Annotated in this window: 10 protein-coding genes; 4 read left to right on the top strand and 6 right to left on the bottom strand. The window is 52.0% G+C overall.

What is annotated here, in order from left to right; all coding sequences use genetic code 11:
* Window positions 1–60: 60 nt before the first annotated feature.
* The 3 genes from D568_RS0109270 to D568_RS0109280 form a co-directional block, all read right to left on the bottom strand.
* Window positions 61–3,033, bottom strand: coding sequence for a TonB-dependent receptor (locus tag D568_RS0109270; RefSeq protein ID WP_020209320.1), 2,973 nt, complete (start codon window positions 3,031–3,033; stop codon window positions 61–63).
* Between the two features lie 246 nt (window positions 3,034–3,279).
* Window positions 3,280–4,329 carry a class I fructose-bisphosphate aldolase gene (locus D568_RS0109275; RefSeq protein WP_020209321.1) on the bottom strand — a complete coding sequence of 350 codons (1,050 nt, stop codon included), beginning with the start codon at window positions 4,327–4,329 and terminating at the stop codon, window positions 3,280–3,282.
* A gap of 239 nt (window positions 4,330–4,568) precedes the next feature.
* Window positions 4,569–5,855: a 6-phosphofructokinase gene (locus D568_RS0109280; protein WP_020209322.1), complete on the bottom strand. Its 1,287-nt coding sequence runs from the start codon at window positions 5,853–5,855 to the stop codon at window positions 4,569–4,571.
* Window positions 5,856–6,208: 353 nt separating this feature from the next.
* Here D568_RS0109280 and D568_RS0109285 point away from each other — a divergent pair, with 353 nt between their 5' ends.
* From D568_RS0109285 to D568_RS0109295, 3 genes are read left to right on the top strand one after another with little or no spacing between them, the layout of a single operon-like run.
* On the top strand, window positions 6,209–6,469 hold the full coding sequence (locus D568_RS0109285) for a Trp family transcriptional regulator (protein WP_020209323.1): 261 nt from the start codon (window positions 6,209–6,211) through the stop codon (window positions 6,467–6,469).
* Window positions 6,456–7,877 (top strand): anthranilate synthase component I family protein, encoded by a 1,422-nt coding sequence (locus tag D568_RS0109290; RefSeq protein ID WP_020209324.1) that lies wholly within the window; start codon window positions 6,456–6,458, stop codon window positions 7,875–7,877. The genes D568_RS0109285 and D568_RS0109290 overlap by 14 nt, the downstream gene beginning before the upstream one ends.
* Window positions 7,878–7,888: 11 nt before the next feature.
* Window positions 7,889–8,542: an anthranilate synthase component II gene (locus tag D568_RS0109295; protein WP_020209325.1), complete on the top strand. Its 654-nt coding sequence runs from the start codon at window positions 7,889–7,891 to the stop codon at window positions 8,540–8,542.
* Between the two features lie 62 nt (window positions 8,543–8,604).
* On the opposite strand, the gene D568_RS0109300 is transcribed toward D568_RS0109295, so the two are convergent.
* From D568_RS0109300 to D568_RS0109310, 3 genes are all read right to left on the bottom strand, one after another.
* The gene (locus tag D568_RS0109300) at window positions 8,605–9,597 is read right to left on the bottom strand and encodes an alpha/beta hydrolase (protein WP_020209326.1); all 993 of its coding nucleotides are present in this window, start codon (window positions 9,595–9,597) and stop codon (window positions 8,605–8,607) included.
* 84 nt (window positions 9,598–9,681) lie between these two features.
* Window positions 9,682–10,662 (bottom strand): aldo/keto reductase, encoded by a 981-nt coding sequence (locus tag D568_RS0109305; protein WP_020209327.1) that lies wholly within the window; start codon window positions 10,660–10,662, stop codon window positions 9,682–9,684.
* Between the two features lie 103 nt (window positions 10,663–10,765).
* Window positions 10,766–11,836 (bottom strand): beta-N-acetylglucosaminidase domain-containing protein, encoded by a 1,071-nt coding sequence (locus D568_RS0109310; RefSeq protein WP_020209328.1) that lies wholly within the window; start codon window positions 11,834–11,836, stop codon window positions 10,766–10,768.
* A gap of 315 nt (window positions 11,837–12,151) precedes the next feature.
* On the opposite strand from D568_RS0109310, the gene pgi reads away from it, so the two are divergent.
* Window positions 12,152–13,798 (top strand): glucose-6-phosphate isomerase, encoded by a 1,647-nt coding sequence (gene pgi / locus D568_RS0109320; RefSeq protein WP_020209330.1) that lies wholly within the window; start codon window positions 12,152–12,154, stop codon window positions 13,796–13,798.
* Window positions 13,799–13,839 lie beyond the last annotated feature (41 nt).

Raw genomic sequence — 13,839 nt, forward strand, 5'->3', positions numbered from 1 at the left:
CCTTCGTTATTTTAGATTCTATGTGGGGCGCCTTCGCGCCCGGTTTTGGTATGCGTTGGTTTACATAAACTGAATGTTTACGCCCAGTTGGTAAGACGTACCGAAGTCTTCTGACTCGTACAGCATGTTGCCGCGCGAGTAGTTGTTACCGGTGAAGTATTTGAAGCTTTTATCTTCACTCAGGTTGAGGGCGTCGAAGTAAAACTGAATATCGTCGTTAAATTGATACGTCGCTTTAAAGTCGATGCCCAAGGTGTCGTCATCGTAAATGTCAGACCAGGTGGCGCAGTTTTCGGGAATGCCGCTGATCGCGTCGGCGTCTATGTCCGCCTGCGAGCAGGAGCCGATACGCTCAAGCACTTTGCTACGGTAGTTGCCGATAACGCGCATAGAGAGATAATCGTTTTCCCAACCGAGGGTCAGGTTAACGGTGGTGTCTGCCTGATTGGGCAGCTGAATCTCTTCAACGCGAATGGTGTCGCCTACGTTCGCGGTGCTGTCAATCAGGGTCATGTTGCTTTGCACAAACAGGCCCGTTTCAAAGTACTGCGAGTAAGACAGTTCAACACCGTACACCTTGGCTTGGTCACCGTTAGTCGTCAGGTTGACGTCGTCATACACCTGGCCAGGGGGAAAGTAAAACTCGCTCACCTGGTCTACAGGGATTTGCACCGGCATGTCTTCAAACGACATAGCCACGCCGCTGACATCGACAATAAAGTCGGAGATGTCTTTGTAGAAAAGTGCGGCCTGGAAGTACAAGTCATCGCTGGCGTACCATGAGATAGAGGTGTCCAGGTTCATGGATGTCATGGCGGTTAACGTTGGATTACCCAAGTTAATGACGTTATCCGGGCTGACGTAAAAGTTTTGCGTTGACGATGACAGGTCATCCAGCGACTGGGCGCCAATGTCTGTAGGGTTGTCACTGCATTCACCGTAGTTGGCGCTGCCTTCTATGTCGTTACACACACGGATACGGCCAGAGAAATCGGCATAGGCGCGCGCTTCGTTAAACGAAGGTCGGGTGAAGCTGGTCCACAGCGCGGCGCGTACTAAAATATCTTCACGAGGTTCGTAACGGTAGTGCAGACTGGGGAAGAAGTCGTCGTAAGAACTGCTGGCGCCCTGCATGGGTACGGCAATATCCAGAACGCTTGCCTCGTTCGCCACTTCAAAGCGATCGTTGCGAATGGAAAGATTACCGGTAGAGGCGAATTCAGTTTGCGCCCAGCGCACACCGGCGATCAACGATTGATTTTCGCTCAGTTGGAATTCACCCATCAGGTAGGCGGCCGCTGTGTCTTCGGTCAGGGTGTAATCGTCTTTCACACTGTCCTGGCCGGTGCGCAAGGGGTCCGTGTATTTAGCAATGGGCGTGGTGATGTCCAGTAAGCGTTCGGCTTCACTGTAAGTAATAAAATCGTGTTGAATGTCTGGATGATCCGGAGCAAACGTTGCAAAGTCGCCAAGGCGGGCGCCCGCTAATTGCAAACATTCTTCATCGCCTTCACAGCCATTGGTGTAATCACCGGGCACTACACTCCAGCGGTCTTTGTTGCGATCGCGCTGGCGTTCTTTGATGGTGCCGCCGAATTTGATGTAGTTAATAAAATCGCTGTCAGCAAACTCTTTTTTGAAATCGATCTTCGCCTGATCCAGTGTGTCGTTACGGAAGCTGTCTTCAATAAAAATATTATCGTAGAGCAAATTTTCCTGACGACGCTCATTCTCTTGATAACCGTTCAAGCCACCGTAGCCACCGGACTGGGGTAGGGTAGATGAACCGCTAAGTGCTTCAAGTACGTCGGGAGACACCACTTGGCCGAGAATATAACCGGGGCCTGCAACGCCCAGCATGGGCAGGTCGCGGGCACGGAATTGCACCCGGCGGCCATCCGGTTTGCTCCAGTCGCCTTCGGAGTGTGCGTAGTCGTACTCTATGCTCCAGCCGTCGCCGAAGTGGTTTTTACCGCCCAGAGAGAACGCGATGGTTTCGCTGGTGCCGTCTTGAATAAAGAACTGCTGCTGCAGGTCGGTGTCTACCAAACCAAACAGCCCCGAATTGTTGTCGGTGTAGACGATATCGCCCGAGCCTGCTTGCCCAAAGCGATAGTATTCACGCATGGCGACATCCAAATCATCGTATTGGGTGTAGCTGACTTTGGCGAAATACTCGGAGTCTTCGTTGGGGCGCCAGCCAAAATCAAACGAGCCAGAGGTGCGCGTTCTTTCGGCATCTTCCTGACGCGCTTCGTAGCGAAATGGAATCAGGTTTGGATCGCCTTGGTATTCTTCCGGCAAGGTGCTGACATCGGGGGTGATGTAGCGTGGCAGAGAATCGGAGTGGTGTTGTACCTGATACACCACGGTGGAGCGATCTTCGTAAGACAGCGAGTAGCCAATACCGATTGTGTCGTCGGCGAACAGGTGTGTACCGTTCAGCGATACTTTCGGGTTGAGCTCTTCTTTATACGATTGGTAGTTACCTTGCACTTTTACTTTCAAAGTGTCGGCCTTGCGATCAAAAGCCGAAATGGTATTTACATTGACAGTACCGCCGATGGAGTTCAGATCCATGTCCGGGGTAAGGGATTTAATCACCTCAATCGAGCTCAGCATATCGCTGGGCAGGGCATCCAGGGCAACCGAACGGTCATCAGCACCGGCGGAGGCCAGCTCGTTACCGTTCATGCTCACCGAAACAAAACCGGGGCCAAGGCCGCGCACGTTGACGAATTTACCTTCGCCTTCGCTTTTTTGCAGGGTTACACCAGGTAAGCGTTGCAGAGATTCGGCCACGTTCTGATCGGCAAAGTTGCCCATGTCATCGGTAGCGATAATTGAGCTGAAGGTGTCTTTGTTGCGTTCTTGCTCCAGGGCGTTAAGTTCGGCTTGGCGAACCCCCTGAATCACAATTTCTTCCAGAGCCTCTTGCGGCTCGTTGTCATTATCAGCGGGGGCTTGCTGCGCTTGCAGCTGACCCGCCGATAACATGGCAACCATGAAGGGGAGCAAACGGTACTTCGGCATGATCGTTCTCCATTTTTATACGTTATTAGTGATCTTTTGTTTGGTATTACCAATTTTTACCGGATAGTTACATATTTGCGCCAGAAATTCAATGTTTGGTTATACCATTTGATGATTTGGTCAGTCAGGGGCGGGCGTCCTGGCTATTTATCGATGATTTTGCTAATGCGACAAAGCATTAATGGGGAGTGTTGTTACTGTTTTTATGGGTGAAAAAGCCCGCCGCCGGGGGCGGGCTTATGACGCTTAGGCCAGGGTTACTGACTTATCCAAATAAACATCTTGAGTGGCGTGCAGCAGCGCAACGCCTTCTGCAAAAGGTTTTTGGAAGGCTTTGCGGCCGCTAATCAGGCCCATACCGCCCGCGCGTTTGTTGATGACCGCTGTGCGCACGGCCTGAATCAGGTCGTTTTCGCCTGAGGCGCCGCCAGAGTTGATCAAGCCGATGCGGCCCAGATAACAGTTGGCTACCTGGTAGCGGGTCAGGCAGATAGGGTGGTCACTGGACAGTTCGCTGTACACTTTAGGGTGGGTTTTGCCCACGGGCACATCGTAAAAGCCGCCGTTAATTTCCGGCATTTTTTGTTTGATGATGTCCGCTTCGATGGTGACCCCTAAATAGTTGGCCTGACCAGACAGGTCGGCAGAAATGTGGTGGTCTTTATCGTCGGTCTTGAAGGCGCTGTTGCGCAGGTAACACCATAAAATGGTGACCATACCCAGACGATGGGCCTCGGCGAAGGCTTCCGAAATTTCTTCCAGCTGACGGCGCGAGGTTTCTGAGCCAAAGTAGATGGTCGCGCCAATGCCTACGGCGCCCATGTCGTAGGCCTGACGCACGTTGGCAAACATGCGTTGGTCGTAATCGGTTGGGTGAACCAGAGCGTCATTGTGGTTGATTTTGACAATGAACGGAATTTTATGGGCGTAGCGACGCGATACTGCGCCAAGTACCCCAAGAGTTGAGGCAACACCATTACAGCCACCTTCAATAGCGAGGCGGACAATGTTCTCAGGGTCAAAGTAAATGGGGTTGGGGGCAAAGCTGGCGCCTGCAGAGTGCTCAATGCCCTGGTCGACGGGCAGAATGGATACATAGCCACTGCCTCCCATGCGGCCGGCGTCCAATAGCTGCTGATAGTTGCGCAGTACTTGGTTGGGGCGGTCGGTCAGGCTCAGCACATCGTCCACGTAAGTGGGGCTGGGCAGGTGCAGTTGCTCCGCAGAAAAGCCTTTGCATTGATGATCAAGCAGGTATTCGGCTTCTGAACCCAAAAGGGCTTGTACGTCTGTCATGTCTCTATAGTCCTGTGCGTGCGAGTTTTGTCGCAGTAAAGTGATGTCGCCTTAGCCTCACTCCTGAGGGTCGGGCTTATGCGCGGCAATCGCTGGGCGGCCAATGTGCGGCGCCGATTGCGGCGGACTTTAGCGTGTCTCTCTGAGCCACTTCCTGTGGCTTGTGTTGGTCGGTATGCGACTCTGTGGTTATAAATCTGTGGTTTTCGTTGCGCGGTTAAAGCTTTGCGAGAGTAGCGTTATACGGGCTCTGCAATGCGGCGCTGAGTGGTACCGCCGAAATACTCCGGCAGCTTGCGCTCCACTAAGCGAAAACGATGGCTTGAGTAGTGGGGCAGGCCCGCCTCGTAGGGTGGATAGGCTTCTCCCGCAATCAGGGGGGCAAAGTAATCTCGCCCCGCCTGGGTGAGTCTGAAGCCGTCTTTGCTCATGTACTGACGCGGCATATTTTTCTCACCGCCTACGACCTGGGAAATGTGCACCGGCTCGATGTGCCACTGATACGGCACCGACTGAGTACGCACGATGGCGGGCATAACGGATTGCAGGCCTTTTACGGCGTACTCGACGGCGGCTTTGCCTACCGCACGGGCCTGATCGATATCGGTTTGCGATGCAATGTGGCGAGCTGCGCGCTGTAAATAGTCGCAAACGCTCCAGTGGCATTTGTAGTTGAATGCCGTTTTGATGTCTTCAACCAAGCGTGGTGCAACGCCGCCTAGCTGGCCGTGCCCAAAGGCGTCCTGGGTTTCGACAACGGAAAGGTAATTGCCATCGCTGTCACGAATGCCTTCAGCGGTTACCACGACGCAAAAGCCTTTTTTCGCTACTACCTGTTTAACCTTTTCCAGAAACTTTTCCCGCTCAAACGCGATTTCCGGCACCAAAACAATGTCTGGCCCGAGGCCACGCTCATCGCAGGCGAGAGCAGAGGCGGCAGCAATCCAGCCGTTTTGACGGCCCATGACCTCCATCACAAACACTTTGGTAGACGTTTGGTGCATGGAGGCTACGTCGAAGGAGGCCTCCAGGGCGGAAACCGCTACGTATTTTGCTGCTGAGCCAAACCCCGGGCAGCAATCGGTTGCGGGTAAATTGTTGTCGATGGTTTTGGGAATGCCTATACAGGTGAGGTCATACCCCACCAGTTCTGCCGCGTGAGCGATTTTCCGAGTGGTGTCTTGTGAGTCGCCGCCGCCGTTGTAAAAAAAGAAGCGGATATCGTGGGCCTGAAACACATCAATCAAGCGCTGATACTCATCGTGCTCAACATTGGGGTTTTGCAATTTATGCCGGCACGAGCCAAACGCGGCCCCCGGCGTGTGGGCGAGGGCATTCAGGCTTTCTGCAGACTCGTCGGTTATATCGATCAGATTCTCGTGCAGCGCGCCGAGTATACCGTTGCGGCCCACGTACACTCTATCGAAGATGCCCGGGTATTCGCGCGCGGTTTCAATGACCGCGACTGCGGTCGAATTGAATACCGCAGCGGGGCCGCCAGACTGTCCGTAAAATGCATTTGCCATGAAATTGCTCCTGTCGTTATAGGGCTATTTAACCTTAATTGGACTGACCAAGCAATAAAAACTGGTAATACATAAGTGTGTTTTTGGTGTGTTTCAATAATTATTTTGGTCAGTCAGATTTGACACCGCTGTCATTTGTAATTGAGCGCTCATTCATTGTGTTGGAGGTCTGTGGATTACTGTTCAGCTTGGAGCGCGGGGCTTATTAAAAGTTATGACGGTTTTTGCTCTGCAAGTTGCGTTCGTAGTGTGGAGGGCAAACGGTCAGGCCGATTACGTAAAGTTGATCGTTTGGCGCAATGTTGCGGCGGCTGTGTTGAACTTTATGAGCCTGCCTGTTATTGTACTAGTACATGAATACAGAAGAGCAGCACTTTCACGAATTGATTGCCTATTTGCACCGGGCAGAGACTCCTTCCGACTTAAGCCGGATTCTGGAGGGTTTGCTTACGCCTGCGGAGTTGCATGCCATTTCCCAGCGCTTACAGATCACCCGCTTGTTAAAAGCCGGTGTGTCGCAGCGCGAGGTGGCGAAGCGCTTGGGTGTGGGAATTGCCACGGTAACCCGAGGTTCGCGCGCTTTGCAGGCGGGTAAACTGGATGGCATTGAGTGATGGTGCGCAACAACGCAAAGGCCGTTTTATGACTAAGCCCAGTAAAATATCCATACCGCGCAAGCCCAGCTATGTGACATTGGCTACCGAGTGCGATTTTTTTCAGCTATTTAAAAAAATTGAAAAGCGCTTCGCCAATTGCTTTTTTCTTGAGTCATTGGGCGAAGAAAGTCACATTTCGCGATATTCTCTAATCGGTTTTGATCCTGCGCAAATTTTTTCAGCCCGTGATAAGTCGCTGACTGTTACTGAACGAGATGGCAGTGCGCAAAGCTATCCCAGCGAAAACCCCTACTATTTACTGCGCGACATTGTGCCGCAGGACATTATCTCGCGCGGCTATGCCGGTGGGTTAACAGGTTATATCGGCTACGACTGTATGAATTATTTTGAGCCGAGCATGAGTATCCAGTCCAGTGAGTATTTCGATGCGTTCAAATTTGGCTTGTATAAAGACGGCCTGATTCTGGACAAAATGACCAACGAAATTTTCTACTTTTACTACGATGAAAACCGTGAAGCCTTGGTGAATGAGTTGATTCATGCTGACTACCCAGGCGATGGCGATTTAACCATTACCCCCAAGGGCGACACCATGGATCGTGCTGCCCACGAGGCGGCGGTAGAAAAAGTTAAGCAGGATATTATCGAGGGCAAAATATTTCAGTGCGAAGTGGGTTTTAAGACCTTGTTTACGCTTGAGGGTGACACCATTCGTGTTTACGAATCCATGCGTGAAGTGAACCCGTCACCGCAAATGTATTACATCAAATTTGGTGCAGAGAAAATTATCGGTGCCAGCCCCGAGCTGCTGTTTCGTCTGCGTCAGGGAGAAATGGAAACTTATCCTTTGGCGGGCACAACTAAACGTGGTGCTACTGAAGCAGAGGATAAGTTGTTGGCACGCACGCTGTTGAACGACCCTAAAGAGATTGCAGAACACAATATGATTGTCGATTTGCACCGCAATGATATTGGACGTGTAGCACAATTTGGTACGGTAAAAGTGCGCAACCTAATGGATATTAAGCGGTTCAGCCATGTGCAGCATATATCCAGCGAAATTGTCGGCATTATGTCTGAGTCAGAGGATATGTTCAGCGCGTTGGCCAGTAACTTTCCGGCCGGTACGCTGACGGGTGCTCCAAAAATTGAAGCGATGAAGATTATCGATGATCTGGAGTCGGATGGGCGTGGCCCCTACGGCGGAGCGGTTGGGCATTTCTCTTTTAATGGCGACTGTACCTTTGCTATCCCTATTCGAACTTTGTTTGTGAATGGGGAGCACGGTTACGTGCAAACCTGTGGCGGTAATGTTTACGATTCCAATGCTGCTGACGAGTATCAAGAAATTCAACGCAAGTTTGCCGGCACTAAAAAGGTGCTGGATCGTTTTAAACCGGTTTAAGGGGTGCTGAAGTGAATATTTTAATTATCGATAATTACGACTCCTTTACCTATAACTTGTACCAGTATATGGGCGAAATTCTGACCGCCGAAAAAGCCAAGGGCGGAGTCAGTGACTTTTCAATCGTGGTAAAGCGCAATAACGAAATATCCTTGGATGACGTTAAAGCCATGGCGCCGGATCGGATTATTATTTCGCCAGGGCCGGGTTCGCCCGACGATAAAGCCTATTTTGGTGTGTGTGCTGAGGTAATCGCTACGCTTGGAAAAACAATACCACTGCTTGGTGTTTGCTTGGGTATGCAGGGTATTACTCACGTCTTTGGCGGTAAGGTTGTCAAGGCGGGGTTGCCGGTACATGGTAAAACCAGCCCTATCTACCATGATGGGAAAGGCGTTTTTACCGAGGTGCCCCAGTCTTTGGAGATTATGCGCTACCACTCGCTGGTAGCCGACCCAAATACATTGCCCGATTGTTTAGCGTTAACGGCGGTGGTGTCCGAAGTGGGTATTACTGACTTTGCCGATGCTGTTGCCAGGGGTGCGCCCATGGAGATTATGGGTGTTCGCCACAAAGACTATCCTATTGAAGGGATTCAGTTTCACCCAGAATCTTTCGCCACTGAGGGTGGTAAAGACCTGCTGCGGAATTTTCTTTTTTCGTAGTTATCGCAAAGGCAGCTTGGGGGTGTGGCGGTCTTTAGCTGTTTTACCTTGCCTTTGGTCGGTCAATCAGCGGTTTCACTAAGCTTAAAGTGCTCTCGTATAAAACTGACCATTGCCTCGGCTGCGGGTTTGACCCAAGGATCAAATAGCCAGAAGCTGTGCGGGGTATTCTCAAAGGTAACCACCTTAAACGGAATCTGGTGCTGGCTGAGGCGGCGGATCATTTCATCGCGGCCCACATAAAACCGCGTGCGGCCGCTGGCTAAAAACAAAATGGGCGGTGTATGCTCATTGACGTAATAAATGGGCGAAGCCTCGTGCCAGGTTTGCTTTTGCTCGGCGTAGTGCCCGCCCAGCCAAAGTACAGCCGATGATGGTGTTTCTCGAGGTGCATCTTCGTATTGCCGCGCTTTTTCAGAAGTGAAGTCTGACAGTCCGTCAATGTTGATAATCAATTGTGCGTCCGACGAGGTGGCCGAGTTTTGTGCTTGCGGGTCGAACTTGTTCAGCCCGGCTGTGACGCCTGTGAGACTGGCGATTTGGCCGCCTGCCGAACTGCCCGCCACCGCGATTTGCTGTGGGTTGATGTGAAACTCTTGTGCGTGGCTGCGCAGCCAGCGGATGGCGGCTTTGGTGTCGTGGATGGCTGCGGGGTAGAGCGCTTCGGGTGCAAGACGGTAACTGATGGTGGCTGCGGCAATTCCGGCTTTGGCAAGCTCGATGGCAATGGGGGTTAAGTGCGTGCGATAACCTGCCTGCCAGCCGCCACCATGGACTAAAACAACAGCTGGCCGCGACGTATTAGTCTTGTTGTTGGGGGTGTACAAATCCAGCTGAAGGGTGCGCTCGCCGTAACTGATGTAAGGTGTGTTTTTTATCGCGGTTACAGAATTGGGTGTCTGGATGCTCGCTAGCGTGATAAAGGGGTAATCATCAATGTATTTGTTGAGTGTGTTTTCTGCTGTGTAGGTGTTTTCTGTGCTGAGTGGCGCTGCATCTGCTCTAAGGTGTAAGGCTGTGACAAAAAAGCAAAGCAAGGGCAGGATGAGTTTCATAGGCTGTGGGCTGGATTGGCGGCGTTATGATTAAAAGAGGCACCTTTATAAGGTGCCTCTAAAGCAGTTTTAGCAAATTAAGGGTTAGTATGCGCCACGAATATGCGCTGCGACTTCCTGCTGGTAAAACGCCTTGAGCTCTTCGTGCAGCGATTGCGGCAGCGAAGGCAGTTCGCTGACCTTGGCGTTTTCCAGCACCTGTTCGGCGCGGCTGGCGCCGGGAATAATGGTGGTGACGGCAGGGTGGTCAAGAATCCAGCGCATCGCCATTTGCGCGGTGGTATAGCCCTCTGGAGTTAGCTCTTTTACTCGCTCGGCTAGCTCAACGCCTTTTACAAAAGGAATGCCCGCGAAGGTTTCCCCTACATTAAAAGCTTCACCGTCTTTGTTGAAGTTGCGATGGTCGGTTTTATCAAATTGAGTGTCGGCTTTAAATTTACCGCTCAGCAGGCCGCTGGCCAGAGGCAGGCGCGCAATAATGCCAATATCTTTCTCATCGGCAACTGGCAGCAGCTCTTCTACCAGCTTCTGGCGGAAGATATTAAAAATAACCTGCAGTGAACTCAAGTCGTCGTGTTGGGCGCAAATCAAGCCTTCTTCAACGGTTTCTACGCTGGCACCGAAAAAGCGAACGTGTTTTTCCTGTTGCACGGTGCGCAGCCAGTCGAAAATCTCACCGCGTTGCATGACTTTGGTCGGAATGCAGTGCAGTTGAATTAAATCGATACAATCGGTTTGCAGTCGGTCCTGGGCGCGCTTAAGGCTATCGCGCAAATCGGTCAGTGAGTAGCCATCGGGGTAGGTCCCGGCACCGCGTCCGTATTTGGTGGCAATGTAGGGTTTGTTATTAAGGTCTTGAGTGTGCTCACCGACGTAAATTTCACTTTGCCCTGCACCGTAGACATCGGCGGTGTCGTAAAAATTGATGTTGGCTTCTTGGGCTGCGTTAAATATGGCGTCGACGTTGCTGCGCTCAATGGGACCGAAGTCGCCGCCCAACTGCCAGCAGCCGAGGCCCACTTCGCTGATTTTAAAACCTGTGTTGCCGAGGGATCGTGTTTTCATTGTCTCTCCTGATGTCTGGGGTGTCTGCCATGTGTCTGGCAGTTAGCGGGTCATGCTATCACGCCCAATGGGGTGGCCTGAGTTCTTAACATTCTTTTAATTATTATTCCGTTAAGCAGGCGGGATCAAAGGTGTAGCCACCGTTGAGCCAATCGGTTACTTCTCGCGCCGCCTCTTCTTTTTCGAGATGAGGGCGATACCTTTGCAGTAATCGCTGGCGTTCGTTCTCGTCGAGTTCGTTAAGGCCGTGATTCGCAAAAAAAGGTGCGTCTTGACGCAGTAATTCCGCCAACGGCTGAGAGAAGAGCTTTTTTAACAGTGTGTCGATGGTTGCGGGGGCGCGGCATTTTATGCCCTGAGCGAGCCCGGCTAAGGCCGGTAGCGACAGGGCGAATTGATTCATTGGATTGGCCGCTATGCCTTCAATGTGCTGTTGGTTTTCAAAGCGGCTGGCCTCTGGAGGGCTCAAGTAAAGGTGCTGACTTTTAACGGCGCCGTCGTTAACCGGGTAGTTGTCCCACAGAAAGGGCTTACGCTGTAAAAGGTGTGTTATCTCTTGCAGATGCTCCAGTGGGTAGGTTGCGGAGCAGACTTGAGGGCCGCTCCAGAAAACTTGAATGGCCGGGTCAAGCTCTCGCCCGAGCTGTGGCAAGTAGTTGCTGGGCCTTGCACCAAAAACTTTGTCCAGCACTGGGTCGGTGGAGTAATAGGTCGGGCATAGTATGATGCGCTGAGCGCTGGAATGCGTTGTCGCAAAATGCGACAGCTCGGCTTGGCGTGCGGCAAGATCTGGGATGTCACCACGCATATCGTCGAAAAACAAGCCCAGCCAGTCTGGCTCGAGTTGATTAATGCGCGTTATTTTTTCCTTAAAGGCTTTGGTGTCGGCCTTACCTTCGGGGGTGCACAAATCCAGTGGGCTAAGGCCCAGGCCAAACGCTATGCCTGCTGAATGATAGGTGTGGCGTAAGTTTTTCAGTGCTTGCCATTGGTCGGCAGGCCAGTCTTGGCGCCAGCGGTTTCGCAAATGGGCATCGGATTTGGGGGCATAAAGATAAAAGTCAAAGTCTTCTTTATGCATAAAGGCGGCAAGGCGAAGGCGCTGTTCCCAGCTCCAACTGCGGCCGAAAAAGCCTTCGAGTACGCCGGTGGTCGGTGAGTGTGTGTCTGCCATGGCGCTAGCTTAATGGGTTTATCAGGTGTTAGGAAGGGGGAGGGCTGAAAGCAAGGTTTTGCTGTAATTTCAACGACCTGGGGCGCTCAGCAGTTGCTCGTTAGCGCTGAGTCAGATTGACACAAAGGCCCCGGGTGCCTATGATAGCCGCCTTTTTGCGTCGCACTGCATCTTTGTTGGCATCTTCGTGGGCCGGCTCGTTCAACACCAAAGGTTACACTCGTCTGGCGCACCAGATTGGCGCGTGAATCCAAATGGCGTGGCAGTGTGTGCGTTCCAGTAAAACTGACTGTAATAGAGGATGCGGAGTAACTCATGTCCAGCCGTACCGAATTGACTACCTGGCAAGCACTTCAGGCTCATGCGAGCGAAATGAGCAAGCGTCACATGAGTGACTTGTTCGACGAAGATGATCTTCGATTTGCCAAATTTTCCCTCCAAGCCCCCAATATTCTGCTCGATTACTCCAAAAACCTGATTACCGAAGAAACTCGCACCAAGCTGCTCGATCTGGCTGAAGCCTGCGAAGTAGAATCCTTCCGCGACAAAATGTTTGCCGGTGAAAAAATCAACCGTACTGAAGATCGTGCTGTATTGCATGTCGCGCTGCGCGATCAGTCGGGTGAGGCGCTGGAAATTGACGGCGAAGATGTTCGCGCCCAAGTTAAGCATGAGTTGGAGCGGATGAAGTCGCTGGTGGCGCAGGTGCGCAGTGGCGACTGGCGTGGTTATACCGGCAAGGAAATGACCGATGTCGTCAGCATCGGCATCGGTGGCTCTAACCTTGGCCCTCTGATGGTCACAGAGGCACTGTCTGCCTATGGCGATGGGCGTTTGAATGTGCACTATGTATCCAACGTAGATGGCTTCCAGATTGCCGACACCTTGCGCGATCTCGATCCCGAAACCACCTTGTTTGTGGTGGCATCTAAAACCTTTACCACCCTGGAAACCATGACCAATGCCCGCTCGGCGGAGTCTTGGTTTCTGGATAAAGCCAAAGATAAGAGCTTTATTAACCGTCATTTTATCGCCGTATCTTCAAACCGCGAAAAAGCCACTGAATTTGGTGTGGCCGAAGAAAATATCTTCGATATGTGGGACTGGGTCGGCGGCCGCTTCTCGCTGTGGTCTGCCATCGGCTTGCCCATCGCTCTGAACCTGGGCTTTGAAATCTTCGAAGAGCTGCTCGAAGGCGCCTTTGAGATGGACCAGCACTTCCGCACCGCGCCTTTGGCGAAAAACGCACCGGTTATGCTGGCGCTGATGGGGGTGTGGAACAACAACTTCCTCGGCCGTAAAGCACATGCGCTGCTGCCCTATGACCAGTGCTTGCATCGTTTGCCTGCTTATATGCAGCAGGCCGAAATGGAAAGTAACGGCAAAAGTGTTAACTGGGCCGGTGAGCGTATAGATTATTCCAGCGTACCGCTGATTTGGGGTGAAGTCGGTATCAACGGCCAGCACGCTTTTTACCAGTGTCTGCATCAGGGGACTCAAGTGGTACCGGCGGACTTTATCGGTTCGGTAGAGCCCAGCCTGGCGGTAAAAGGCCATCATGATGCGTTGATGGCCAACTTCTTTGCCCAGTCGGAAGCTATGATGCGCGGTATTACCGCCGAGCAGGTACGCGAAGAGCTGACGGCCAAAGGCATGTCGCCCGAACGTATTGAAGAGGTTGTGCCGCATAAGGTGCACGAAGGTAATCGCCCCACCAATACTATTTTGATGCAGAAGGTAAGTGCCCGCTCTTTGGGGTCTTTGATTGCCTTGTATGAGCACAAAATATTTGTCCAGGGCATTATCTGGGAAGTGCACTCGTTTGATCAGTGGGGTGTAGAGTTAGGGAAAGTGCTGGCGAATGGTATTCAGTCCGAGTTGGCGGCCGACGCCGAAATTGATGCTAAGCATGATGCCTCGACCCGCAATCTGATAGAATATTACAAAAATGCACGGCCGTAAGGCCGTAGAGACCCTGATACAGGGCACACAACGGGGCCGTT

Source organism: Gilvimarinus chinensis DSM 19667 (genome assembly GCF_000377745.1).
GTDB lineage: Bacteria > Pseudomonadota > Gammaproteobacteria > Pseudomonadales > Cellvibrionaceae > Gilvimarinus > Gilvimarinus chinensis.